At 39.5% G+C, this 26,809-nt stretch carries 23 protein-coding genes; 7 read left to right on the top strand and 16 right to left on the bottom strand.

The genetic code is table 11. From position 1 onward, the window contains the following. Positions 1-55 precede the first annotated feature (55 nt). Positions 56-1,117, bottom strand: a complete 1,062-nt coding sequence (gene bamC / locus HCZ11_RS11755) for an outer membrane protein assembly factor BamC (protein ID WP_130051899.1) — start codon at positions 1,115-1,117, stop codon at positions 56-58. Positions 1,118-1,485: 368 nt separating this feature from the next. Between bamC and HCZ11_RS11750 the strand changes: the two genes are divergently transcribed. Together HCZ11_RS11750 and bcp are read left to right on the top strand one after the other, a co-directional pair. Then, entirely contained in the window at positions 1,486-2,019 is a 534-nt protein-coding gene (locus HCZ11_RS11750) for a glycine cleavage system protein R (RefSeq protein WP_130051900.1), read from the top strand. A gap of 10 nt (positions 2,020-2,029) precedes the next feature. Continuing rightward, positions 2,030-2,509: a thioredoxin-dependent thiol peroxidase gene (bcp, locus tag HCZ11_RS11745; RefSeq protein WP_130051901.1), complete on the top strand. Its 480-nt coding sequence runs from the start codon at positions 2,030-2,032 to the stop codon at positions 2,507-2,509. Positions 2,510-2,652: 143 nt separating this feature from the next. Here bcp and queE read toward each other — a convergent pair whose 3' ends face one another. Then, positions 2,653-3,318 carry a 7-carboxy-7-deazaguanine synthase QueE gene (gene queE / locus HCZ11_RS11740; protein WP_130051902.1) on the bottom strand — a complete coding sequence of 222 codons (666 nt, stop codon included), beginning with the start codon at positions 3,316-3,318 and terminating at the stop codon, positions 2,653-2,655. A 121-nt stretch (positions 3,319-3,439) separates the two neighbouring features. On the opposite strand from queE, the gene queC reads away from it, so the two are divergent. Beyond that, a complete protein-coding gene (gene queC, locus HCZ11_RS11735; RefSeq protein WP_267894589.1) occupies positions 3,440-4,120 on the top strand; it encodes a 7-cyano-7-deazaguanine synthase QueC in 681 nt (226 codons plus the stop codon). A gap of 87 nt (positions 4,121-4,207) precedes the next feature. On the opposite strand, the gene HCZ11_RS11730 is transcribed toward queC, so the two are convergent. Together HCZ11_RS11730 and gshA are read right to left on the bottom strand one after the other, a co-directional pair. Next, positions 4,208-4,816 (bottom strand): transglycosylase SLT domain-containing protein, encoded by a 609-nt coding sequence (locus HCZ11_RS11730; protein WP_130051903.1) that lies wholly within the window; start codon positions 4,814-4,816, stop codon positions 4,208-4,210. A 136-nt stretch (positions 4,817-4,952) separates the two neighbouring features. Next, positions 4,953-6,527, bottom strand: coding sequence for a glutamate--cysteine ligase (gene gshA, locus HCZ11_RS11725; protein ID WP_167658486.1), 1,575 nt, complete (start codon positions 6,525-6,527; stop codon positions 4,953-4,955). Positions 6,528-6,919: 392 nt separating this feature from the next. On the opposite strand from gshA, the gene HCZ11_RS11720 reads away from it, so the two are divergent. Next, positions 6,920-8,467, top strand: coding sequence for a methyl-accepting chemotaxis protein (locus tag HCZ11_RS11720; protein ID WP_167658485.1), 1,548 nt, complete (start codon positions 6,920-6,922; stop codon positions 8,465-8,467). 58 nt (positions 8,468-8,525) lie between these two features. On the opposite strand, the gene clpB is transcribed toward HCZ11_RS11720, so the two are convergent. The 3 genes from clpB to rluD form a co-directional block, all read right to left on the bottom strand. Continuing rightward, complete coding sequence (clpB, locus tag HCZ11_RS11715; RefSeq protein WP_130051906.1) at positions 8,526-11,102, bottom strand: ATP-dependent chaperone ClpB; 2,577 nt, start codon at positions 11,100-11,102, stop codon at positions 8,526-8,528. Positions 11,103-11,200: 98 nt separating this feature from the next. After that, complete coding sequence (pgeF, locus tag HCZ11_RS11710; protein ID WP_130052310.1) at positions 11,201-11,923, bottom strand: peptidoglycan editing factor PgeF; 723 nt, start codon at positions 11,921-11,923, stop codon at positions 11,201-11,203. Positions 11,924-11,928: 5 nt separating this feature from the next. Then, complete coding sequence (gene rluD / locus HCZ11_RS11705; RefSeq protein WP_130051907.1) at positions 11,929-12,906, bottom strand: 23S rRNA pseudouridine(1911/1915/1917) synthase RluD; 978 nt, start codon at positions 12,904-12,906, stop codon at positions 11,929-11,931. 129 nt (positions 12,907-13,035) lie between these two features. Here rluD and HCZ11_RS11700 point away from each other — a divergent pair, with 129 nt between their 5' ends. Further along, entirely contained in the window at positions 13,036-13,794 is a 759-nt protein-coding gene (locus HCZ11_RS11700; RefSeq protein WP_130051908.1) for an outer membrane protein assembly factor BamD, read from the top strand. Between the two features lie 68 nt (positions 13,795-13,862). On the opposite strand, the gene HCZ11_RS11695 is transcribed toward HCZ11_RS11700, so the two are convergent. Further along, positions 13,863-14,201 (bottom strand): P-II family nitrogen regulator, encoded by a 339-nt coding sequence (locus HCZ11_RS11695; RefSeq protein WP_054551748.1) that lies wholly within the window; start codon positions 14,199-14,201, stop codon positions 13,863-13,865. A gap of 139 nt (positions 14,202-14,340) precedes the next feature. Here HCZ11_RS11695 and HCZ11_RS11690 point away from each other — a divergent pair, with 139 nt between their 5' ends. Further along, positions 14,341-14,889: a GspH/FimT family pseudopilin gene (locus HCZ11_RS11690; RefSeq protein ID WP_167658484.1), complete on the top strand. Its 549-nt coding sequence runs from the start codon at positions 14,341-14,343 to the stop codon at positions 14,887-14,889. Between the two features lie 71 nt (positions 14,890-14,960). After that, positions 14,961-15,488, top strand: coding sequence for a GspH/FimT family pseudopilin (locus HCZ11_RS11685; protein WP_167658483.1), 528 nt, complete (start codon positions 14,961-14,963; stop codon positions 15,486-15,488). 3 nt (positions 15,489-15,491) lie between these two features. On the opposite strand, the gene HCZ11_RS11680 is transcribed toward HCZ11_RS11685, so the two are convergent. The 8 genes from HCZ11_RS11680 to HCZ11_RS11645 form a co-directional block, all read right to left on the bottom strand. After that, positions 15,492-15,917: a type IV pilin protein gene (locus HCZ11_RS11680; protein ID WP_130051911.1), complete on the bottom strand. Its 426-nt coding sequence runs from the start codon at positions 15,915-15,917 to the stop codon at positions 15,492-15,494. A gap of 159 nt (positions 15,918-16,076) precedes the next feature. Continuing rightward, entirely contained in the window at positions 16,077-19,214 is a 3,138-nt protein-coding gene (locus HCZ11_RS11675) for a pilus assembly protein (protein ID WP_233786798.1), read from the bottom strand. A gap of 589 nt (positions 19,215-19,803) precedes the next feature. Then, positions 19,804-22,851: a PilC/PilY family type IV pilus protein gene (locus HCZ11_RS11670; RefSeq protein ID WP_239977733.1), complete on the bottom strand. Its 3,048-nt coding sequence runs from the start codon at positions 22,849-22,851 to the stop codon at positions 19,804-19,806. 14 nt (positions 22,852-22,865) lie between these two features. Then, the gene (locus HCZ11_RS11665) at positions 22,866-23,348 is read right to left on the bottom strand and encodes a pilus assembly protein PilX (protein WP_130051913.1); all 483 of its coding nucleotides are present in this window, start codon (positions 23,346-23,348) and stop codon (positions 22,866-22,868) included. After that, positions 23,336-24,331: a PilW family protein gene (locus HCZ11_RS11660; RefSeq protein WP_167658482.1), complete on the bottom strand. Its 996-nt coding sequence runs from the start codon at positions 24,329-24,331 to the stop codon at positions 23,336-23,338. Before HCZ11_RS11660 ends, HCZ11_RS11665 begins: the two co-directional genes overlap by 13 nt. 1 nt (position 24,332) lies before the next feature. Further along, positions 24,333-24,887, bottom strand: a complete 555-nt coding sequence (gene pilV / locus HCZ11_RS11655) for a type IV pilus modification protein PilV (RefSeq protein ID WP_167658481.1) — start codon at positions 24,885-24,887, stop codon at positions 24,333-24,335. A 175-nt stretch (positions 24,888-25,062) separates the two neighbouring features. Further along, complete coding sequence (locus tag HCZ11_RS11650; RefSeq protein ID WP_175580442.1) at positions 25,063-25,773, bottom strand: LytTR family DNA-binding domain-containing protein; 711 nt, start codon at positions 25,771-25,773, stop codon at positions 25,063-25,065. Further along, a complete protein-coding gene (locus HCZ11_RS11645; RefSeq protein WP_130051916.1) occupies positions 25,770-26,795 on the bottom strand; it encodes a sensor histidine kinase in 1,026 nt (341 codons plus the stop codon). The genes HCZ11_RS11650 and HCZ11_RS11645 overlap by 4 nt, the downstream gene beginning before the upstream one ends. Between the last annotated feature and the right edge of the window lie 14 nt (positions 26,796-26,809).

Below are 26,809 nucleotides of genomic sequence, written 5' to 3'. Positions count from 1 at the left end.
AACCACAAAAAGAGCGGCGAAGCTCTTTTTGTGGTGGTTTTAACTTTTTTAATTATTAAATATTGATACCGCGTTGACGCAGTGCATTTTCTAATGCTTGCTGGAGGTCATTCATTGTACCAGGCTCTAATGTCGAACCTTCAGAGTCCATCCAAGTTAAACTTGTACCGCCATCATTGGTACGGCTAACAAGAATTTGATATTGGCCTTCTTCAATTGGTAGCTCAGCTAGTTCTTCACCCCAAATTGAATCCCATACGCTTGACTCAGGCTTTTTGTAATCAGCCGTAATCAAACCACGTTCTTGGTCAATCTCTACGATAGTGAAAGATAATCGCTCTAAGAAGCCAGAGAAACGATCAAACACCATGTTGTAATCTTGCTCAGTAACCAGTGCCGCATTACCTTTGTTATCAAAGCCCATTTCTAATGAAATAATGCCTTGTTGTTTACGCATTTCAACTTCAAGTTGACGGTAACGGTAATCAAACTCAGCAATCACTTGGTTTAAAGCACGTACTTCAAGTTGTTGCTGTAGTAATGGTGTTAACGGTACTGAGTCGCTTTTATAATCAGCAAGTTTAGCTGTTAAAGAAGCTGTACGCTGATGCGACTTTTCTTCAATAGTGAATATAAAACGTTGTTGTGATACTTCGGTTTCACTTTCCCAAAACCAACCTTCTTCAGGTTTAATAATCGCATACCAACCTGTTTCAATTGAATTTGATGCTTTATCTTCTTTCAAAGCTGCGGTATTTTTTTCAGCTAGAACGGCTTTTATAGAGTTCCAGATAAATACATCTAAATCTTCTATACCATCGTTTTTATCAAAATAGACCCGTGCTTCTGTATCACCTTCTTCAACCCAAGTACCTTGAGCAATGGTAATAACTTGCGCTGGCGGACGATAGTTTTTAGCTTCAGGATTATTGTCATATTGCGCAACATCCATTTTATATGTTGGATCTAGAGCTGGTTGCGCTAAACCTGCTGGTGCTTTGACCGGTTCATTTGCTCGATAATTACGTTTTTGATGTGCTTCGTCGGTAAATACACCACACCCTGTTAAACTTACCATTACGCTTACAGCAAGCGCCTTTGAGATCCAATACTGCACAGATATTTCTCCTTAGCAAACCCTTAATTTTTTTAACAAATATATGAGTGGGTAATGCCGATTTGGTTCACTGTAAAATCACTTTTAACTTTACATTTATAGTTTTTATGCAAAAAACCCGAATAGATTCGGCTAGCGTAACGTATTTGTTTGCTTGTCGCCTTGCAAAATTTTAACTATGGTACTTTCAGATGCCCCTAAAAACAAGAAAGAGCGCACTTTATTCACGGCTTAATTAATCGTCGCTATCGTTAACGATGCAAATTATGTTAAACTTCGCCGCCGTGCGGTATTAAACTCACGTGAAATCAAAGCTTACTCAAGCTTATATCCATTGGTATTGTTAATTACTAGGTATTTAAAATTCCATGACTGCTTTTACAAATCATCAGATAGTGCTCACTGCGATTGGCGAAGATAGACCCGGTATCGTTAGCGAATTAACTCAGTTAGTGAGTGATTGCCATTGCAATATAATTGACAGTCGCATTGCTATTTTGGGCAACGAGTTTACCTTTATCATGCTGTTAGCAGGTGATATGTCGGCCATTAGCCGCATTGAGCATACATTGCCAACTAAAGGCATGGAACTTGGCCTTTTAACCATGATGAAACGCACAGCAAGTCATGTTGCATGTGAATTTTGCGCCGGTTACACCCTCGAATACACAGGTATTGATACACCTGGAACATTAAGTAAAGTTACGCGCTTTTTTGCTGACAATAACATCAGCATTTGTTCACTTAAATCTGATACGTACGACGAAGGTGATGAGCTAAAAATGCGTTGTGAGCTAGAGTTTAATATTCCCGTTGAAGTCGATATTGATAACTTTAAAGTGAGCTTTGAAGATCTTTCTCGTAGTTTGAACGTAGATTATATTTTCAGACGCATTCGCTAAGGAGCAAAGCATGAAAACAATTAATCCATTACAGGCCGGTGATACAGCCCCTGCTTTTAGTTTACAAAATCAAAATGATGAAACAATCACACTCGCTGAGCTATTAAAAGAGCAGCAAGTGCTTGTTTACTTCTATCCAAAGGCATCCACTCCAGGGTGCACCGTACAAGCTGAAAACTTACGTGATGAAAAAGCTGAGCTTGCTAAATTAAACACACGTGTCGTGGGTATCAGCCCAGACCCAATAAAGCGTTTAAAGAATTTTGAAACCAAAAAAGAGCTTAATTTTGACTTATTAGCTGACGAAGATCACGCGATTGCTGATGCGTTTGGTATTTGGGGCTATAAAAAGTTTATGGGTAAAGAATACGAAGGAATTCATCGTATAAGCTTTCTTGTAGGCCAAGACGGTAAAATCAAGCATGTGTTTGATAAATTCAAAACCAAAGACCATCATCAGGTTGTGTTGGATTATTTAGCGCAGAATTAGTAGCGATAAGCTAAAAAGTAAAAAGCGTTGCCATGGTGCAACGCTTTTTTTGTTTTTAACTGGAAATATTAAACCCAGTGTCTACTTTATCGGGGTCAGATCAGACGGCTGACGGCTGACGGCTGACGGCTGACGGCTAAACCCTAACTAATTCCCAAATACTTATGTACTTGAACTGATAAACGCCAGTTCTTTGCAATACAGGTTTCAATGGCAAGTTTAGTTGCTGAGGTCTTTTGGCTAATTGGTTGAAGGTACACTAGACGCGGATTAACACCTGTTTTTAAGAATAAATCTTCTAGCTCTTCAACATGCTTTTGCATTGCCACTGGGTGTTTAATTTCATCAGCGCGCTGCATAGCGCTGCGTAATACTTTGTAACCGCCACGCATATTAATCTTCGGTGATACGGTCACCCATGTTTGTTCAGGGACTAAAATCTCAAATGTGCCGCTGGTTTCAATTTGAGTCGAATAACCATTTGCGTGTAATAACTCACACACTGGATTTAGGTCGTACATGCAAGGCTCACCACCTGTGATCACCACATGTTTTGCGTTGTAGCCACGTTCTTTAAATAGCGCTAACACTTGCTCCGCAGTTGCTTCTGCCCAATGATCTGAGTCTGCTTTTTTCTCAACCGTGTCATCAAGTGACACTTTATATACATTATCAACGTCCCATGTTTGTTTTGTATCACACCAAGCACAGCCTACAGGGCAGCCTTGTAAACGTAAAAAGATTGAAGGTGTACCAGTAAAACTTGCTTCACCTTGAATTGTTTCAAACACTTCGTTAATTTTGTACAAAAGAGATCTCACTTACGACGCAACGATATATAATGCATACCATCAAAAAACCAAAAACACGCGCAAAAATTGTTATTTAGGCCCGAGCCGTGTAGTATATCGCGCCCTGAAGTAAACCTCTATCAAAAGTAAGAGCAAAACAGATATGACGCAAAAAGTAGTTGTGATTTATTCCGGCGGTATGGACTCTTTTACCGTATTAAATAAAGCCCTGCAACAAGGCCACGAAGTATATGCCCTGTCGTTCGACTACGGCCAGCGTCATGTTAAAGAGCTTAAAGTAGCTGCTCAAGTGTGTGAAAAATTAGGTGTTTCTCACAAGATTGTTGATATTTCAGCAATCAATCAATTGATTGGGGGCTCATCACTGACCGATGATATCGATGTGCCAGAGGGTCACTACGAAGAAGAAAGCATGAAGAGCACAATAGTGCCAAACCGCAACATGATCTTACTATCACTTGCAGTGGGTTATGCGGTGTCTTTAAAAGCCAGCAAAGTTTACTATGGCGCACATTCTGGTGATCATGCAATTTATCCTGACTGTCGCCCTGAATTCGTTCAAAAAATGGATGATGTTTGCCGTATTGCCAACTACGACGCTGTTGAGATTTTCAGTCCATATTTAAACAATACTAAAATCGATATTTTAACAGACGGCTTAAAAATGGGTCTTGATTACAGCCAAACTTGGACATGCTACAACGGCCGTGACAAAGCCTGTGGCAAATGTGGTGCTTGTCAAGAGCGCTTGGAAGCCTTTGCACTTAATAACGTTACCGATCCTATCGAATACGAATAAACAAAAAAGGCTATCAAAGATTTGATAGCCTTTTTAAAGACACATTTGGTAAAAATTTAAAGTCCAAACGGTTGCGTCAATGCTCTATTAACTAAATAAACGCTCAAACCAGTTTTTATCTAGATCTGCTTCACACTTTTTAAGTTGCGCGCCATAACGGCTAGCTCGATGTTTAACTTTATTTGCAACACTCATTAACCACTTTTTACTTTTATAAGTACCACGCTTATAGCCGCCCCATCCTTCATGGTAATTTAGGTATTGTGCGTACGCGTCCCATTTCGATACACCATTTACTTTATGAGTTTTGTAAACAAACCACGCCATAAAGTCGATAGCATCATCAAAATCATCCCTGTCTGCACCGCTGTTGCCTGTTTCTCGGATGTAATCTGACCAAGTAGGTGTTTTCGCTTGTGAATAGCCATAGGCAGAACTGGCACGACCTATTGGAATAACCCATAAGAAGTATTCCATTGGCGGAGCAGCATCATGACGAAATGAGCTTTCTTGATACATCATGCTCATTAGCACATGTTTAGGCGATCCCCATTTTTCTTGAGCATCGCGGGCATCGTAGTACCAATCAGGCTTTTCTTCAAAAATCTTACAGATATCATGGGGTTGCTCTGGAGGAGCGGTTGCACATCCAGCCAATGATGCGGCCAGCGATAAAATAATTATACTTTTTTTCATTTTTTTTTGGATCTCGCTGAACTTTTTCTTATCAGGTCAGTCTGAACTTATGAATGCAGCAGTATAGCATTGTTTCATCCCTGAAGAATCTTTGACGCAGCCACCATAGGCTGCGTTTTTTTATGTCTTCACCTTACTAAGCTTTAGCAAAATAGTCATCTAAAAAAGCAGTAAACGTTTCGCTATCGGCAGCTTTAACTTCACGCTCTTTAAGCACAGAGTCAGCAGCTTGTTTCGCTAAAAATGCATGATCATAAAATTGATACTGTGACGCAAGATGGCTTTGCTTGTACTGCTGTGCAAGTGCTAATGCAAAATTACCATTATCTAGGTTCTCTTTTGCAAGTGTTGCTACGTATTTGCCAGAGTATGTTTTTCTAGGATCTTGTACCCAGGTTGCAAGCTCAGCAATAGTTTCACTGTAATAACTTACCCCGTATGCATTATCCATATAACGTGCAACGGCAGTTAAATTACTAAAAATTGTTTTAGCCCAATCTGTCAGGCGAACTATTTCGCCTTGCTTGTTAAGTGTTAATTCTGGATCTCGGCCTTCATTAACAACCGCATCGAGGTTGGTAGTGCTCAACTTTTGTTCTTGCCAATCCATCTCTGGAGAGTCATTTAATAAGCAGTAAGTTAGGAATACGTCTAAAAAGCGTATTTGCTGTAAGTCGATACCCGTTTCACTAAATGGGTTAACATCTAATGCCCTTACCTCAATGTATTCTATACCACCACGAAGTAATGCATCTGTAGGAGTTTCGCCTGATGCTGCGTTGCGCTTAGGACGAATTGGTGAATAAAACTCATTTTCGATTTGCAGAATATTTTTGTTTAACTGCTTTGGTTCAGCACTTGTGTAATCATCAATATGGTCATAAATATCAGATGGCGTATGAATCGCTTCTTTTAAACCTGCTACATATTCTTCTAATGAGTTGTACATAACACGCAAAGACGATTGCGCACTGTTGGTATAACCAAGGTTCCCCAAACGCAGCGCAGTGCCAACTTCTAAGTAAAGAGTACCTTTACCTAGTTTTTTAAATGGTAAGTCTGTTTCGCGCCCTTGCAAAAATGAACTACACAATGCTGGCGATGCACCAAATAAAAAGCTGATCAACCAAAGCTCACGTTTAAAGTTACGAATAAGTCCCAAATACCCATTCGAAATAGAATCAGCGAGTGTGCCTTGGCTGCCGTTTAAACTATACAAGCTTTGCCATAAGCTCTCAGGAAAAGAAATATTAAAATGCACACCAGCAATTGCTTGCATCATACTGCCATAGCGATTCTTTAAACCTTCACGATAAAGTGTTTTCATGCGGCCAATATTTGAGTCACCAAACTGTGCCAGTACGATGTCGTCTTGATGCTCAATAAAACACGGCATGCTGATAGGCCATAAGAGCTCATCATCCATCTGAGACAAGGTGAACTTTTGCAGATCTTTTAGCTGAGCTAAGGTTTGCTCTGCAGACGTACTTACTGGTGTAATAAATTCTAATAGCGATTCCGAAAAATCAGTGGTGACATGATCATTAGTTAAAGCGCTACCAACGCCTTTTGGATGACCTTGCTGTGAGATAACACCATTTGGTTTGATCCTTAATGCTTCTCGCTCGATACCACGTTTAATCCCATTAATTGCGTTAGGAAATTGTACTGTTAACGCCTCTAGCGTTTTATTTAAATCATGTTTTATCAAAAATGCTTCCTCGAGCCACGTGGCTGTAATCCTAAGTGTATGGGGGCAAAAAGTAATTACTCAAGTCAGAAAAATCAGTTTCATTTAGTACCCGTTCACTTGATGCTCAATCTTGCCATTGTGAGGGACAATATACAATTGCTTTGGCGGCACTTCATTGTTGCTAAAAACATTTAAAATACTATTTAGACTTATTTCTTGAGGATACTGAGCCTTTTAACTAATATAAAAGACTGAGGCTAAACATAATAATTCAAGCAAGATATTGTTTTAGATCAAAGGGAAGATGAAATTTTTAAAACTTTCATAGTTATCTATATGCACCCCCTTCCCTTACATTTTTCTGAGACTATAATCCGCACACCATAAAAAAGTATATTTCGAGGACTCATATGCGTCGTGGGCAAGAAATCATTAATCAAGAAGTGACATACTCTGATAATCAAGAGCTTGTCTCTACTACAGATTTACGCGGTGTCATCACATACGTAAATAAGGAATTTTGTACGATTGCAGGTTACACCGAGGAAGAGCTACTCGGAAAAAATCATAATATTGTTCGCCACCCTGACATGCCAAAAGCGGCATTTAAAGAAATGTGGGAAAAACTAAAGCAAGGCCATTCTTGGCGTGGCATGGTTAAAAATCTCTGTAAAGATGGTCGTTACTATTGGGTTGATGCATTTGTTACACCCATTTATGAACATGGTCAGTTGGTTGGCTATCAGTCAGTTCGAACTAAGCCATCTGAACAATTAAAAGACCGTGCAACGGCACTGTACACTAAGATTAATAATGGAAAATCAGTCGCGTCATTTCGTGAAAATATTTCGCTGAGACAAATTTTGTCTGCGGTTATTTTATTTGCAGGCATTGTCGGCTTAGCGTTTACTACTTCATGGATGGTTGCCTTAGCGAGCTGTGCCGTTGTAGCACTCCTTTTTGCATTAAATTATGACGAGCTCGTTGTAACCCCAAGCCATTTAAAGCAGCAACGTGCAGAGTTTGATTCAGTATCACGCTATGTGTATTCAGGTTCACACCCTTTTAGTATTGCTGCCTATAATCAGCAAATGCTGTTCGCTAAGCTTAGAACTGTATTAGGTCGTGTTAAAGACTCTACTTACTCATTCAAAGACATTGCTACCAACTTAGATAAACAATCGTCACTAACCGAGCAAGGTATTGCTGCACAAGGTCAACGTTTAAGTGATATTGCTACGGCAATGACACAAATGAGTGCAACTATTGGCGAGATTTCAGCAAATACTCATCACACTGCTGACAAGGTTAAAACAACTTACCAAAGCTGTAACGATATCAAACTGCATATTGAAGATAATAGCAGCATGGTGTCTGATCTAGCTAACCAAGTAGAGCAAGCAGCCACTACCGCTAACTCTCTTGCTAGTGAAGCTGACAAAATAGGCCAAGTAATGAGTGAGATTGAAGGCATTGCTGAACAAACAAACTTATTAGCGCTGAATGCTGCAATTGAAGCAGCACGTGCAGGTGAGCATGGCCGTGGTTTTGCGGTTGTAGCAGATGAAGTACGCGCACTTTCTTCACGTACTCAAAATGCGACAGCACAAATTCACAGCTCAATTAAAGAGATCCAAGATACGTTATTTAGCTGGTCTAAAGTGATGCAATCAACTAAAGCGCAAGCAGATAATTGTGTTGATACTACTGCTCACACTCAAACTGAGCTAGCGAGCATCTTCGCACAAATTGATGAAATATCAGGCCTTGCGACTGAGATTTCGACGGCTGCAGAGGAACAACAAGTTGTCAGCACCGATATACGCGAAAATGTAGAAAGCATAAAAGGACACAGCGAAGAGAACTTAAAGCTTAGCTACAACGTCGCTAAAGATGCAGCGGGGCTTGTTGAAGGCTCGCGCAAAGTTAACGATATGCTGTTAACCTTTAAAGTTTAAACTTAACTGATACAAAAAAGCCGCGTCAAAATGATGCGGCTTTTGTTTTTAGGGCTAATTAACGACTCGAGAAAACAAGTCCATTCTCATCAGCATCAATATGGATGATGGCACCCGGCTGGTAATCCCCACCTAATAATCGCTGTGCTAATGGATTTTCAATGGTATGTTGTATAGCACGTTTTAAAGGCCTTGCCCCATACACTGGATCAAAACCACTTTCAGCGATGCGGTCTAGGGCTGCATCCGTTACTTCAAGAATGTAGCCTTTTTCAGTTAATCGCTCACGTAGCTTACTTAACTGAATGTCAGCAATTTCTTTAATGTGTTCATTAGCAAGTGGATGGAATACCACGGTTTCGTCGATTCGGTTAATAAACTCAGGACGGAACTGACTAACCAATACGCCCATCACTTTTTCTTTTAAGCCTGCATAATCATTTGAACCAGCTTGCTCTTGGATAATGTCAGAGCCTAAGTTAGAAGTCATAATGATAACCGTATTTTTGAAATCAACGGTACGGCCCTGACCATCCGTTAAGCGGCCATCATCAAGTACTTGCAGTAAGATGTTAAATACATCAGGGTGCGCTTTTTCGACCTCATCCAATAAAATGACTGAATACGGACGACGGCGAACTGCTTCAGTTAAATAGCCCCCCTCTTCATAACCAACATAACCCGGAGGTGCACCCACTAAACGTGCCACCGAGTGTTTCTCCATAAACTCCGACATATCAATGCGCACCATGGCATCTTCAGTGTCAAACATGAAGCTGGCTAGTGCTTTGGTCAGCTCAGTTTTACCTACCCCTGTCGGGCCTAAGAATAAGAATGAACCGATTGGGCGATTTGGATCAGCAAGCCCTGCTCGAGAGCGACGAATTGCATTCGCAACCGCTACAACGGCTTCATCTTGACCAATCACTTTATGATGCAGTTCATCTTCCATCTTAAGTAGCTTTTCGCGCTCCCCTTGCAACATTTTGGATACAGGAATACCTGTCCAACGCGATAAAATCTCTGCGATTTCGTCTTCACCAACTTGGTTTTTAAGCAAGCTCATTTCTTGCATTTCGGCCTGTGAAGCAAGGTCAAGTTTACGCTCAAGTTCAGGAATACGACCATACTGGAGTTCAGACATGCGCTGTAAATCACTTGCACGACGCGCAACATCTAAATCAAGACGCGCTTGCTCAAGCTCAGCTTTAATGACTTGTGTGCCCTGTAATGAAGCCTTCTCAGCATTCCAAACTTCGTCTAGTTCGCGGTATTGGGCTTCAAGCTCAGTGATCAACTCTTGCATCTCAGTACGACGTTTTTGGCTCGCTTCGTCTTTCTCTTTTGCAAGGGCGTTATCTTCCAGCTTTAACTGAATAATACGACGCTCTAGCTTATCTAAAGATTCCGGTTTTGAGTCAATTTGCAAACGAATTGAAGAGCCCGCTTCGTCAATTAAATCAATCGCTTTATCTGGCAATTGGCGATCACTAATGTAACGGTGCGACAGCTGCGCCGCAGCAACAATGGCCGGATCGGTAATATCAACTGAGTGATGAAGCTCATAACGCTCTTTTAAACCACGTAAAATCGCAATGGTGTCTTCAACCGATGGTTCATCAACAAATACTTTTTGGAAACGACGCTCTAAAGCGGCATCTTTTTCAATATATTGACGATACTCATCGAGAGTTGTGGCACCCACACAATGTAACTCACCACGGGCAAGTGCTGGTTTTAGCATATTACCTGCATCCATTGCGCCGTCTGTTTTACCTGCGCCTACCATAGTATGGATTTCATCAATAAAGAGGATGACTTGCCCTTCTTCTTTGGCTAGTTCATTCAACACTGACTTTAAACGCTCTTCGAATTCACCACGGTATTTAGCACCAGCAACTAAAGCACCTAAATCAAGCGATAATACTCGCTTATTCTTTAAGCCTTCAGGTACCTCTCCATTGATGATCCGCTGTGCTAAACCTTCGGCAATCGCCGTTTTACCCACGCCCGGCTCACCAATTAATACCGGATTATTTTTAGTACGGCGTTGTAATACTTGAATAGTACGACGAATTTCGTCATCCCGGCCAATTACAGGGTCTAGCTTGCCTTGCTCTGCTCGCTCAGTTAAATCGATTGTGAATTTTTTTAATGCCTGACGGGTTTCTTCAGCATTCGGATCATCAACCTTTTGACCACCACGAATAGCTTCGATTGCTGCTTCAATTTTGCTAGAAGTAATATTTAGCGCTTTAAAAATGTCGCCTAATGGGCCTTTATCGTCACACGCGGCAAGAACAAATAACTCACTCGAAATGAATTTATCTTTTCGCTTTTGAGCATATTTATCACACAAGTTAATTAACGAAATCAGGTTGTTTGACAGCTGAACATCGCCACCAATACCTTCAACTTTAAACAGTTTTTCGATTTCTTGAGATAACTTGGTGTTTAACTCATCAGCACTCACACCGGCTTGTGCAAGTAGCGCACGCACACTCGAGCCATTTTGTTGAAGCAATGAATACATTAAATGCACAGGCTCAATAAATTGATGATCTCGCCCAAGTGCTAATGACTGCGCATCTGAAAGCGCAGATTGAAATTTACTTGTAAATCTATCTAAACGCATAAGGGTTTACCTATTAAAAAATCTAATTGCTTAATTAATGGGTATGGTTAGTGATTTGTTCAAGTAAGAGAAGAAAATTTAATCACAAAAAAGGCGTATTAATTGCGCCAGATCAAGCTAGCCATGCGACCAGTTTGTCCGTCGCGGCGATAAGAGAAAAATTGTGACTTATCACTGACTGTACAGTATTCACCACCTGAAATATTGGCCACGCCTAATTGCGCTAATTGCTGACGTGCTAATAAGTAGATATCAGCCATGTATTTTTCATGTTTGGCTGTAAATGCCAGTTCGTGAAGCGGGTTTTGCGAACAAAAGCAATCTTTAACCTCTTGCCCAACTTCAAATTGTAAGGGACCAATAGCAGGGCCTAACCAAGCAATAATATCGCTTGTAGGCACTTTGAAATGCGAAATGGTTTTTGCCAATATACCTTGTGATAAGCCACGCCAGCCACCATGCACTGCTGCAATTTCATTGCCAGAATTCGAGCAAAGTAACACAGGCAAACAATCAGCTGTCATTATCGCAAGCGGCTGTTTTACTATATTGGTATACAGCGCATCAGCAGAATGAACTAGGCTTAAATCACACCTTTCATCAACCACAACCACATCACTGCTATGAACTTGGTTTAACCAAACCGCGGGGTTTGGTAAGTGACTTGCTAGTAGCGCACGATTTGCAAGTACAGCTTGTTCATCATCACCAACATGTAAACCCAAATTGAAACTATCAAACGGTGCGAATGAAACACCCCCCTTTCGAGTGGTACTGATTGCGCTAACAGTTTTGGGTGCAGTCCATGCTGGTGTGATCATCACAATTAAAGCTCGATATTTGGGTTTGCTTTGGTATCTGCGCGTAATGCTTCTGTCATGGCAGCCATATCATCTGGAATTGGAGCTTGCCATGTCATCAACTCACCCGTAATTGGATGCGCAATAGAGAGCTTAACGGCATGTAAGGCTTGACGTTTAAAATCACGTAGCATTTGAAACAGCTCAGGTGTCGCCCCTTTTGGCGGACGCGGGCGACCTCCATATAGTTGATCACCAACCAATGGATGGTTCAAGTAAGCCATGTGTACACGAATTTGGTGAGTACGACCAGTTTCTAATCGTAAACGTAAGCGTGTATGAGCACGGAATTTTTCTGCTACACGGTAATGTGTTATCGCTGGTTTGCCCATTTCATGCACGGCCATGTGAGTACGTTTTGTTGCATGTCGACCAATTGGTTTTTCAACCATACCACCAGCAGTCATTGTGCCATTACAAATTGCTTCATATTCACGGGTGAAGTTTTCACGCTTTTGCAGTGCAGATACTAAATGTGTTTGTGCCGGAATAGTTTTAGCCACCACCATTAATCCTGTGGTGTCTTTATCTAGACGATGGACAATACCTGCACGGGGTACATTGATGATCTCTGGGTAATGGTGTAATAAAGCATTTAATACTGTGCCATCTGGGTTACCTGCACCAGGATGTACCACTAACCCCATAGGTTTATTAATTACCAAAATATCATCGTCTTCATAAACGATGTTTAATTTGATATTTTGTGCTTCATATTCACGAGGGGCTTCGATGGTTGTTTCAACACTCACCGTTTCGCCACCGAGTAGTTTTTCACGTGGTGTGTTTAAAATTTCGCCGTTCACAGTGATTTTATCATCCAAAATCCACGTTTTTATACGTGAACGAGAATAATCAGGGAACAATTGCGCTAATACTTGGTCTAGACGTTTACCGCCAAGGTCAATTGGAACCTCGGCTTGGAGAGAAATTTGCTCTGACATTAGTAACTTTACCCAATTTACCAGTGCAAGCTGTGCTCGACTGGGTTAGAATCGCTTTAATATAATACGTATAGTTTACTCGGTTTTCCTCACTTGGCCTAGCCGAAGACATCGAAGGTAAGAAATAAAATGATAAATAAAATAGGGAAACGTGCGTTCGCCATAGTTTTTTCAGTATCTGTACTTGGCTTAGGTGCCTGTTCATCAGCACCCGACCAAGAAGATATCCAACGCGTTCCTAATAAATCTGCGCAAGCTTTATATGAAGATGCCAAACAAACATTAGATTCTGGCTTATATGCTCGTGCAATTGAGCTATTAAGCGCTATTGATTCTCGCTACCCTTTTGGTCCTCTATCAAAACAAGTACAAATGGACTTAGTGTATGCACATTATCAAGCAGGTAATACTGAGCAAGCACTGGCAACTATCGACCGTTTTATTCGCTTAAATCCAAACCACAAAGATTTAGACTATATGTACTACATGCGTGGCTTAGTGAATATCAAAGCGGATGAAAACGCCTTCCAAGAATATTTTGGTGTAGACCGTGCAGACAGAGATGCAAACCGTACTCGTGTTGCATTTACTGATTTATCAACACTATTAAAACGTTTTCCTAATAGTGTTTATGCACCAGAGGCAAAAAGACGTGTTGTGTGGTTACTCAATAAAATGGCACGCTACGAGTTAAAAGTTGCTGAGTACTACTATGAGCGTGAAGCATACCTTGCTGCTGCTAACCGTGGCAAATATGTAGTTGAGCACTACTCACAAAGTAGTTACCTTGATCAAGCGCTTGAGATCATGGAAAAAAGCTACAATAAACTTGGCTTATCTGAGCTAAGTGAACACGCTAAAGCAACGCGAGAAGCAAACAAGCGTTAAAATAATTTAAAAAGCAAAAAAGGCGCCTAGGGCGCCTTTTTAATGTTTGCGATTAATCTAATATTTTATCAAATCGCGTCTTCATCTTCTTCCGCGGTACGAATACGCACTACTCGCTCAACATCAGTGACAAAGATTTTACCGTCACCAATTTTTCCTGTCTGCGATGTTTTAACGATAACATCAATTGCACGGTCAACATCTTCATCGCTTAAAACGATGTCTAATTTTACTTTAGGTAAAAAGTCCACCATGTACTCAGCGCCACGATAAAGCTCGGTGTGTCCTTTTTGACGGCCAAAGCCTTTAACTTCACTTACCGTCATCCCTGTGATGCCAACATCTGATAATGCTTCACGCACGTCATCAAGCTTGAATGGTTTAATAATTGCTTCGATTTTTTTCATTTTAAGGGTTACTTATTATTTCTCGATTGACTCGATTTTAGACAATCCAATTGCTGATGGCAAACAAAGCTATGAATTACGGTGATTAAATCAGCAATCATGATATTATTAAACAAAGTGATTCAGAATAGAGATAACAATGAAATCATTACAACGGGGTTTTACATTATTGGAACTAATGGTCACGATTGCCATTGTTGGCATCGTTGCTGTCATTGCGCTATGGGATAGCTCAGATATGTTAGAAAGCGACCGCGCCGAAAGCTACTTGCTTGAATTAAAAAGCACGCTCAGCTTTGCACGAGCAAAAGCGACGAGTAGTGATGAATTAGTCATTGTTTGCGCAGGCGATACAGAATCAATTGAACAAAATAAATCTATATTTTGTTCAAGAGACTGGAGCCTGGGAAGTATTTTTGTATTTGTAGATAAAAGCCCTAACGGTACTTTTAATCCTGGCCAAGGGGATATCATTTTGCGCGTAATGGAAGAGATACCCAATAATAGCTCGCTCAGTTTTTCTGGTGCAAGAGTTATAAGATTTGAAACTAGCGGTATGATTAGAACTGATCCAGGCACATTCGTATATTGCCCTTCAAGTAGCAATAATGATAACAATAAAGCCTTATCTATTTCACAGTCTGGCACCGCAATGTATGAAGGAACAACAACAAAAACATGTAATTAACTCTATTTAATTGACAAATACAAAGCTCCTATTACATTTTAATAAATAGTCGCGATTTGGAGTCTTCAAGGATGAAGACAAATAATTACTTGCGTAGCCTTAAAGGTGCTATGTTAATTGAAATCCTAATAGTCTTATCAATTTTTTCGTTTTTACTGCATTTCGCTTTATTTGAATATAAGCCACTCCTCGCCAATAACCGCTTAGAAAGTAATATGCATACAGTTAAAAGAGCACTACAATTTACTCGCCTCAAGGCACAAACTAATAATGCCTATGTGACATTTTGTGCTTTAGAGCTTAACCGTTGTAACAAGGCGATGTGGCATAAATCTTTAACTGTCTTTGTCGATAAAGGCGAGCTTGGTGTGTTTGAAAGTGGCGATACCAAATTATTGGAAGTTGAAGCAATAAATAAATTAGATATGCTGACTTATCCACGTCACTCAGTAACATTTAGCCCAACAGGTATGCCTGTGGGTTTAAACAATGGCACTTTTATATACTGCCCAGAATACATAAAAGCAAGCCTCAAAGGGCTTGCTATTAGGGTCAGTACAATAGGTCGAGTCAGAATGATTGATACTGATAAGTGCTAAAGCCTATTTCCCCCAACAAGTGCTCGAATCAGCAGAACCTTGAGATTTTTTAAGGCCTGTGTCTGTAATTATTAATTTAGTGCATTCTGAATCTTGTAGTGGCGGACCTGATACTGGTGTTGCCTCTAATTCAAAGGTACCGGCATTATTATTGACAGTCGCCTTTAACTTATAAAAATTGTTTTCTGTTGTTTCTGCAACACCTAGAGCAGAAAGTGAAGTTGTATACTCACGATTATCAACAAAGTATTGTTCTTGTTTATTAGCCGCGTCTAATAATGAGGTTATTGCCTCTGTTCTTGCTGTACGTTTTACATGTTCAAAATAACTTGGGATAGCAATGCTCGCAATAATTCCTAAGATTGCTACAGCAATCATCAGCTCGATTAATGTAAAACCTTTTAGGTTTTTTTTCTTTATTATATTCATACAATTAATACCTATGCTTTTGTTAATTCAGAGCATTCTTCGCTTTAAACTTATCATAGGTTTAGAGTCGCGATTATGCAATTAGATAAATACTCAATTCCATCATACAACGCTGCCTAAGTTAGTTTTAAACTGTTAAGCAGAGTCTTTGAACGGGAATTAATTACTGTTATCGTTTATTTCTTGCTTATAAATAAATGTCTGTTGTGTTTTAAATCCAAAGCCAATTGGCACTGCATCACTCACTAATTTGATTTTACCATCTTCAATTGTAAGCCCTGGACCTAAAATTTCTTGAACCTTAAACGGGTTTTGCTCACCTTTAATACCTGGTCCTATAGACAAGAATTGGCTTTGCTCTTTTACCTTTTCACTTGTATTGTCATCGCAGAAACCATCACTATTACCATCGACACAGCTATCGCCTATACCAAAGTAGAGCTGAGGTGTGTCAGGCACATCATTAGAAGTAGTGAATTTTAAGTTATCATATACCTTAGTGCCGTAATGTAAGTGGAAAGCATACAAGCTACCAGAGCCCCCGGTAAGTGAACATTGATTTACTAAATCAGTAGTGGATGCTGGTGAAAAACTTGTAAAGTAAGCAACGCCACCTATTACGGTACTTGCCGCTAGTGACTTTTCACCGGTAGTTGGTAGGTTATAATACCAACCGCTAAATTCACCCAGTTCTACTTCAAGCTCAGTAAATTTATCCAGGTCATCTAGTGCATTACCGAATGGATCTGACCCCACATCCATTAAATCAGCTTGAGTGATAGGCGCTGGTACATCCGTTCCCATAAATGACTGAGTTACCGTATTGATATCGCGTATCATAAAAAGCTGATCATTTGTTGCTGTTGATAACGGTTTTGAGCGATTCCCGCTACCTATTAATACGGCATCAAATGGAGTATCAATACGTGTTGTAATTGATTCACCTTGATAAGTTGTTTTAGATACTTTGCTAAACATGGTCCTGGCAATCATAGGCTTATAGAAAAAACGACGATCTTGGGTAGCTAATGTACTGCCTAAACTAGCTAACTTAAAATGTGTCCATGGCTCTGTTGAATCATTATAATTCTCAGATGGCATATCAATTCGCCAAATATCTCCACCTGTATCTGTTGCGTATAAACGATCAACATAACCATCGTAGTCAGAATCTAAAACCGTTATATCTGAGGCAATACTGTGATTACCTGTAAATCCATTTTCATTTGGCGTTAAGGCCCATATTTTCTTTCCTGTTTCGGCATCAACAATAAAAACGCCTCGTCCTTTACTATCGTTTGTACGAATAACATTATCTTTGTTGGTATCATAACCTGCACCAAATATAAGCACAGGTTTATCTTTGTATCCACTTAAGTTAATGTACGTCACCGTTGGCTTAGACCATGTTTGTGCCAGCTCTGAAAAGTCGCCTGTTCCACCTGTAATAGGCTCATCCCATAATAATTTGGGAGAATCAGGATTAGTAATATCAAGGCCATAATACTTGTTACCACCTCGTCTTAGGCCAAAAAATGCCCAAACACGATCTGAGTCATTAACTATCCCATCATTATTTTTATCATCAAAAAATATTGAAATTGGCCCGTCAACACCATAGACCTTTGTATCTGCTTGATTCTCACGAAGTGGCTTTATAATTTTATATAAGCTTCTAGGGATAAATGCCCAGCTTTCACTTAGTACATCATTTTTATCTTGAAACATATGCAAATAACCTGCATTAGTTCCGATTAAAATACGGATATCATCATTTCCATAATCAATCGTTACAGGTTTTGAATGTAGTGGATCACCAAAGATATCTTTGCGCGAATCAGTTGTTGAACCATCTTTATCTTCATCATCAATATCAAGACCTCTTGACCAATTTATAAGATCCTCAACTTCATTGGCGTCCGCTTCAAAATCGACTGCTGCTTTTGCTATTGTTCCATAATGAAAAACAACTCGGTAACGTGTGAAATTAAGTAATCGGCCATTAACATTGGTGATAACCTTTCTGCCTTGATTAGGAACGCTTGAAGAATTAGAAAGATATAAGTTCACGCCACCTAGCTCTACTGAATTGCCATCAGCATTTTCACCACTTGGTAACCAAAATGTTTTTGCATTTTTATCTATAAGACCATCTTCATTTAGAGCCTGTTTACCATCTTTATCAATAATTTGGTCACCAGACACTTTTAACTTTTTCAAGTTACCACGCCAACGAGCTCCTGTTTTAGGATAAAACATCGCATAATAAATTGATTCTCGGCTGCGTGTTTGATCTACGTTGTTACTCGCTACAGAGGGAGCTGTAAAACTGTCATTGACCTCTCGAATTTGAGTTATGGTATTTTTTAAAGCCTCTGATAATTGATCAGAGGTATTGGCATGAAGGTACTTACCACCTCCAAGGCGAGCGGTTTCAGACAACAAACGTTTACCATTGTCGCTCATTCCAGAGCCAAAACCTATGGTGTAAACCCGACCTGTTTCATGAATTTCGGAAGTATCTGGACGTAGATCAACTTCAACATTGTCAGTTCCATGGATAATTTTTGCAAGCTTGTGCAAATACACACCAGCAATTTTATCGCTATCTGATAGAGAGCTACCGAAATACGACTTGTGTAAACTGCTTATGTTTGAGTCTTGCTCATTATCAGAGCCCGCAGATGGGTCACCATCAGTCATGTAAATTACATTAACTGAGTTATCACAGCGCTTTACTTCATCAGGGTTATCAAAAGGAGAGATATAAGTGTAATTAGTAACTGTTTCATTTTCCCACCAGCACCCCCACCAGTTACACTTCCTGACTCTATTTGTTGTTGATGTTTTACTTTCTACAGAAGTATCGCGAAATAGCTCATTAACTTTCTCGCCATAATATAAACTTTGCCCAGTAATATATAGATACGCTTCCCAGAGAGTTTCAGTTAGCGGTGTCCCTCCATCAGCAGGTAAATTGGCGATCGTCGTTTTCAGCGTTGACATTGGCGAACCAATACCCGCTAGTACATAACCACCGCTAGTACTATTAAAACGCATAAGACCAAAATCAATATCATCATTACCATCTACAAGTTTAGTTATCGCATCTTGTGCAACGCCTAACCGGCTATCGCTGCACAAAATGTAGCCACCAGAATAACCGCAACTATTACCTGAGCTGGTTGAAAACGCCATACTACCTGAGGTGTCAAAAACAATGAGTACGCGTGGTTTTTCATCTAAATCAACATTGTGATTAACATACAATTCGATGTCTTCCGCATGGGTCATCATACTGAAAATCACAGCACAATTTAGCAAGAGTTTGCTAATTAATTTTCCTATTTTCATTACAAAACCCAACTCGATGCCAATGTTAAAAAAAAGAGTACAGTTCAAGTAGCCCGATGCTTAACTTACTTGCCTGCAATTGTTCATAGTACTAAGTTATTTTTCAAACTTAAAATCTAGTTACTCTTTGATAAAGATATAACTTAATATGTATAATTAAAACTAAAATCTAGATCACATTAATTATAACCAATTATATTGAATTAAAACATAAGTACTGAAATTTGTTTATAAAAACACCATTTTTTAATACAGATATTCACTACAATAAACATTTAACCATTTGAAAAAGTATTCATTAGCTATAAGTAACATTCAAAGGGTTAGTTAACACCTTAAAAAAGCAGTAAAAAACAACCAAAAAACAAAACCCAAACAACCTAAAAGGATTATTTTCATATTCCAGTAGATATTAATTTATAAACCCAAAGGTCTCACAAAAATATTATAATGGTATTTAACATCCTAAAAAGAGAGAAATAACATCACAAATAAAGGTTATCATCAGCAATCAATTATAAACCATTAATTTTCACTGACTTTGGTCAAACCTTTCTTGTTTATATATATAAGTTTGTTGAACTTCAAATCCAAGCCGATCATTACTGACTAATTTGACTTTACCATTTTCAATATTCAATCCGGGACCCAAAACCCCTTTTGCCACAAATGGCGCTTTTTCACCAATGATTCCAGTTCCAATCAACATGAACTGGCTTTCACCTTTATCATTTTCACCGAAAAATAATTGCGGTGTATCAGGTACATCATTCCCAGTTTCGTACTTAAGTTCATCATATACTTTTGTTCCATAATGCAAGTGAAAAGCATAGAGCCCCCCACTTCCCCCGCTTAGACTACATTGGTCTGTAATATTACTTGTCGAACCCGGTGAAAAACTTGTAAAGTAGGCGACACCACCCACAACAGTACTTGCGGCTAACGATTTCTCTCCTTTTATCGGCAAGTTATAATACCAACCATGAAAACGAGATAACTCAATTTCAAGGTTAACAAAGCCTTTAATATCATCTAGTTGCTTGGCAAATGGATCAGAACTTACATTCATTAAATCAGAGTGAGTAATTGTAGTAGGGACATTATTCCCAGTGAAAGACTTAGTCACAGTATTTATATCCCGGATCATAAATAACTGATCTTTTACCGATGTCAAAGTCGGCTTTGCACGGTTCCCACTGCCTATTAAAACCGCATCAAACGGAGTATCTAAACGTGTTATTGTTGACTTACCATTAACAACAACCTCAGAAACTTTACTGTACACACTTCTTGCAATAGTTGGTTTATAGAAGAAACGCCGATCTGTACTAGCATAAGTACCTCCAAGGCTCGCTAACTTGAAGTGTGTCCAATTATTGGAGTTATCTGTAGCCATATCAATTCGCCAAATATCTCCACCTGTGTCGCTCGCATACAAACGATCTATATAACCATCATAGTCAGAGTCAACAAGAGCAATATCAGAAGCTATACTGTGCTTTCCTTGGAAACCATTTTGCGATGGAGTCAGCGCCCAGATTTTTTTTCCTGTCTCTGCATCAACAATATATATTCCCCTTCCTTTAGAGTCTGATGAACGTTGTCTATTATCTTTGTTGGTATCATAGCCCGCACCAAAGATGAGTACAGGACGGTCTTTATAGCCTCGCAAATTTATATAGGCTACTTGTGCTTTAGACCATGTTTGAGCTAGTTCTTGAAAATCACCAGAACCGCCAACAATTGGTCCCCCCCACAATACTTTTGGTGAATCAGGCTTTGTAATATCAAGTCCGTAGTAATTATTACCGCCTCGCCTTAAACCAAAAAATGCCCAAACTCGATCACCTTTACCAACAATACCATCCTTATTTTTATCATCAAAAAATACCGAGATAGGCCCATCGATACCATAAACTTTATTATTTCTCTGGTTATCTCTCAGCGGTTTTATAATTTTATATAGATGTCTAGGAATGAAAGCCCAACTTTCACTTAACACATCGTTCTTATCTTGAAACATATGTAAGTAGCCAGCATTTGTACCTATTAAAATACGAACGTCATCGTTACCATAATCAATAGTGACAGGCCTAGAGTGAAGTGGGTCACCAAAAATATCTTTTCGTGAGTCAGATGTTGAGTAATCATTATTCTCATCATCTACATCGAGACCTCTTGACCAATTAATTAAATCTTCAACTTCTTCTGGTTTTGCTTCAAAAACTGCAGCAGCCTTTGCAATTGTCTTATAGTGATAAACAACACGGTAGCGGGTAAAGTTAAGCATACGCCCACTAAGGTTACTTAAAACTTTGCGTCCACCTTTTGGTAAACTTGAAATACTTGATAAGTAAAGGTTGACCCCACCTAATTCAACAGAATTACCATCAGGGCTCTCTTCATCTGGAAGCCAAAATGTTCTTGCATTCTTAGCAATTAGTCCTTGAGTATTCAATGCAGACTTACCAGTTGCATCAACGATTGAATCACCCGACACTTTCAATTTCTTTAGGTTTCCTCGCCAACGAGCGTTAGTGCTTGGATAGAACATCGTGTAATACAAAGCATCTCTACTACGAGTCTGATCTCTATTATTCGAAGTAATAGCGGGTGCAGTAAAATCTCCACTATCCTCTCTAATGACTGCGAAGGCCTTATCGATTGCTTCAGATAACCCTTTCGCATTATTTGCAAAAAGATATTGGCCGCCACCAAACTCAGCAGTTTTCGTAAGCAGTGCTTCATTGTTATCAGTGATACCACTGCCAAAACCTACGGTATAAATTACCCCTTGGTCATTTACAGATGATGTTTTGGTATACAAATCAACCTTTACATTCTTTGTTCCATGAATAATTTTTGCTAATGCAGCTAAATGGCTATCTGGTTCATAATCATTCACAGGATAAGAAGGCGCTGTTGTACCAAAATAGTTTCGGTAAATATTTTGTATATAAGCATCACGGCTATTATCCCACTGAGGCTCACCATCAGAAATAAGAATAATATTGACTGTATTATCACACCGTTTATTTGGAGAACTAAAAGGCGACACATATTGCTGATCTTTTTCCGCTGTCGTATCTCGCATTGAAGGATCAATTAGTTTCGCAAAATCAACACTTTGCCCGGTTAAATACCGATAAGTTTCCCATAAAGTCTCTGTGACTGGAGTAGATCCCCCAGCTGATATGTTACTAATAATATTTTTTATTGTTTTGTGATCTGTTCCTAACTTTGCTTTTAAATATCCACCTTCATTCGCTGAAAAACGAAATAAACCAAAATCCATATCGGGGTTGGAGTTAATAACTCTTGTAATTACATTTCGGGCTGCATTTATTCGGCTATCTGGACACTCTAATAAAAAGCTAGTGTATGGATCACGACATTGTAAACCAGTTTCTGCTGAACGGAGCATACTTCCTGATGTATCTAACACAAATAATACTCGTGTCTTTTCAGCTAAATCTTTATCGTAATTTACATATAGCTCTGTATCATCAGCATACCCTGGCACGATAAATATTAAGGCAAATATACACATAAAAAAAAGTAAAATAGTACTGGCTTTCATTTTGCTTTCCTTCTCTAACCACCCGTATTTAGGCTTGCCATTTCTTGGGCAACCCCCGTAGTTATTGTCAGAACATGAGTACTTTTCTTGCCATAAGTTATTGTGCTATTAACCTGAATCATGTTGCATGCTACGCCTGAGGTGAAATTATATTTTCGAGGACAAGGTAAATCTAAGGCACCATTATTTAAGTTAGTCATGGTGTTAGTTGTATTGCCAACCCTTCCAATTACAAAGCCCCCCTCAGGTATTTCTGCAGCTTTCATCAGAAAAGCACTATCGCCGCCTTTTGTGGCCTCTGCTGCAATTACTTGCTGAACATTACCAAATAACTCATTTTCAGCGACTTCACGTTCTTGTACTGCGTTTGTTATTTTTATATCAATAGAACTACTATTCATTAAAGTAACAGCAATCCCTGTAACAGCTACCACCATTATCAATGCTACAATTAATACAACGCCTTGTTGCTTTTTTGCTAAGGTTACATGCGCCATAAATTTGCCCCCACATTGTTAAGCCTAATTGTTGTTGTAAAAAGAGCTCGCCTGTAATTGTCATTAAATTTAAGCACCCTACCGCTAGTACCTTCTCCTAACGTGTATGTTTGATTAGTAACCTTTAAATTTGCATCAGGCATTAGCGTTCTGGCTAATAAAAACACCTGAACCGTTAAAATTCCTCGGCGATTTTCCCAGTCACTTTCTGTCATATCAGTAATACTTTTATAAGTGTCTACACGACTGTTATTAGTCGTATCCAAGCCAAAAACAAAATGTAAATTCTCAACCCCTTCCATGATGGTTTCTTTTCTCATACCTGCATTTACTGTTAGCCTCATTCGTTTTAGAGCGGGTACTTTGACTGTCTTTTTGTTAAAACTAAACGTTTGCTCTGAAATGTAGTAGACATGGTGCCTGTAACGCCAAATTGTTGCATTCCCATTTATTGCGCCTGCAGCTATCGGTCCTCGAGAAAAAAGCCCAAACTCTTGCTCAGCAACAAAATAAAATTTTCTGTTATTAGTACTGTTAGGTTGGATTTGTAGTCCTTCTAAAAACTTAACCTGTAAAATATCGGAGTTTTGATTAGCATCGTTAATACAGCCTAAAGCATTGGCTGAACTTGCTTCTATTGCATAAACCGAGCGAAAGTTTGTATTTGCATTAGCATCTGGAAAGCTTGCATTGTTCAAGCCTGCTGAACAGTCATTACCTGGGTTATTAACCCGTGTGGTATCAGTGTTATCACTCGAAAACGAGTCTTCATAAAAGGTGCCCCAAAAGCCGATTTGTTCTATATCTCGTTGCATTATATTTAATGCTAAACGACCTGTTTCTTGTAACTCACCAATAGCCATTGTATCTTTTGTAGTTACTTTCATACTGATATAAGTAAACATCACGCCACCAAGAACCAGGCCACCTATAAATAAAGCGACCATTACCTCAACCAGCGTAAATCCATTATGTTTATTCATATCAAGACCTTAAATAGATATAACTATCAAGAACAACCAAACGACGCTTATCAGTAGCAGCGCCACATTTGACAGCATTATTTTCTTTGCTAGCTGATAACTCTTGTCTACCTCGCCAACTGATCACAACTTGAATATTGAACTCATTTGCACTCCCTGCAGCGACAGGGGTGCTACTTATACACACTGTTGCGTCATCTAAAGCACCTGTATTTTCACGGGCTTGAATGGCTCGTATCCACTGTTGTTTATCGAATGCTGCGATTTGTTGCGCAGAACATCTAGCGTTAAGACACGGTTGTACTGCACCAGCCGAAGATTCACTGCTAAATTCTCCATTATACAAACCTGCAAAGCCTGAAGAATCATTAGCTCGCATGCGTTGAATAATGTCATTGCCTAACGCAATTGCAGCAGAGCGTTGCAATGCATCGAAGCTTGCTTGCTTAGCTTTTGCTTGGAGGGCCACAGCGCCTAATAAACCAAAACTTAAAATAACAAAGGCAATAAGTACTTCGATTAAAGTAAAACCTTGCTGGTCAGGATGTTTAAACATGATGAAATTACGGATACTTTTACATACCGTAAGAATAAAAGAACACTAATAAATCACAATCTGAATATGGATAAGCGGTCAAAATGCTCGATAAGCGGTATTCCTCCCTCATTGAAGCTAATACCATTGACCCAGAAAGAGCCAAAACTAATAGGAAAGACTAATTAGGTGACTTTTACTTACCCATCGCAGCTTTAACATTTTTAAGCTCTCGACGACTAACAGCTAACGGCTCTTCAAATTGCTTCATAATCACGGTATGACCACCCGTCAACGAGTTATTAAGACTTACAATATGCTGTGAATTCACAAGCGTGTTGCGATGAATTCGCAGTAACTGTAACGGATAGGTTTGCTCGAGTTGCTTTAAACTCTGTTCAATAAGCGCTTCACCTTTGAAAAATACAACTCGAGTGTATTTTTGTTCAGCGATACAGCATATAACATCATCCACATTTATCCTTCTCAATACGCCAGCAAGTTGATAACTAATATAGTTATTTTCAAGTGGGCTTACTTGAGTCCGGTTTAATTTACTAAGTTGAGCCATTGCTTTGGTTAATGCTTGCTCAGAAACAGGTTTAACTAAATAACCATCAACAGCGAGCTCAAATGCAGTTAACGCATGCTCGGCATGTGCTGTTAAAAACATAACTGCAGGAGGGATAGAAAACTGCTTTAGCTCTGCTGCTACCTCTAACCCAGTCAGCTTAGGCATATTAATATCAAGCATGACTAAATCAGGTTGCAAGCACTTACAAAGCTCTATCGCTTGTTCACCATTACTTGCTTCACCAACCACAGTATAACCCTCATTAGTAGATAATAAACGTTTGATACGTGCCCTTGCTAAAGGCTCATCATCAGCAATCAATACTTTTATCATGCGCCCCTCTGCTTTGGTATAACTAGCTTCACTCTAAAAATTCCATCACGAATAGTAGTCGTAAGTTGCGCTCTTTGATTATAAAACAGCGCCAAGCGCTGACGAATATTATCAAGCGCCATACCATTACCTGTTCGCGAATGGCTCACTTGTGCTGCGACTGGGTTAGTTATAATGAAGGTATAAGCTTTGTCTGATTGATGCATTTCGACCGAGATATTTCCCAGCTCAGCGGGCTCCACACCATAAAATACGGCATTTTCAATAATTGGTTGAATTGTTAAACAGGGAATATCAATATCTGGCAGCGCCTCAGGTAATTTCCAACTTAAAGCTAACCGTTCACCGTAGCGCCAACGTTCAAGTGCTACATACTGTTGGCACAAGGTGATTTCGTCAACAAGCTTAATCGCTTTACCGCTTCGCATAGCTGCCTGTGATAGCGCCGCCAGTGCTAAAATTGCCTGCTCTGCGGCGTCAGCATCATAATGTGTAAGCTCAGCGGCCGTATTTAAACTATTAAACAAAAAATGGGGCCGAATTCTTGCTTGCAATGCATCTAGCTCAGCCTGAGCTAACGCTTTAGTTTGCAGCTCTTTTTGATTATGAATATGCAAAAACTGACCAAATAGTGCCGCTACTAAAAACACAATTAGTAGGTTACTGCCAATAAAGTTTGCTCTCGACTCCATAGAAAAAACATCTGAAAATAGAGTCAAAAACAGCCAGCTATAAACGTAAGTTAATCCAAGTAAGGATAAAATTAAAATGGTCAGCTGATGCGTCTGTGATAGCTTTATGAGTATAACTCGACTCAAATAAAGTAAAGATAAACTAGAAAGAAAGATAAGGTGTAAAAAGCAGCTAAATATTGCAAGACGTGACCACACATCACCTAAACTCATTGGCGAGAAAGCGAGTAAAATAGCAATGACTTGGCTGACGATCAGTGTGGCAAGGACACCACGGGATTGAAAAAGAGCCGCAATCAGCAAGCCGTTTGAATTTGGCTGTTTGCTCATGGGCTCCTCTTTTA

Source organism: Pseudoalteromonas sp. HF66, from assembly GCF_011806445.1.
In the GTDB taxonomy this organism is placed as follows: Bacteria; Pseudomonadota; Gammaproteobacteria; order Enterobacterales; family Alteromonadaceae; genus Pseudoalteromonas; species Pseudoalteromonas apostichopi.
This window is presented reverse-complemented; position numbering and strand designations above follow the sequence as displayed.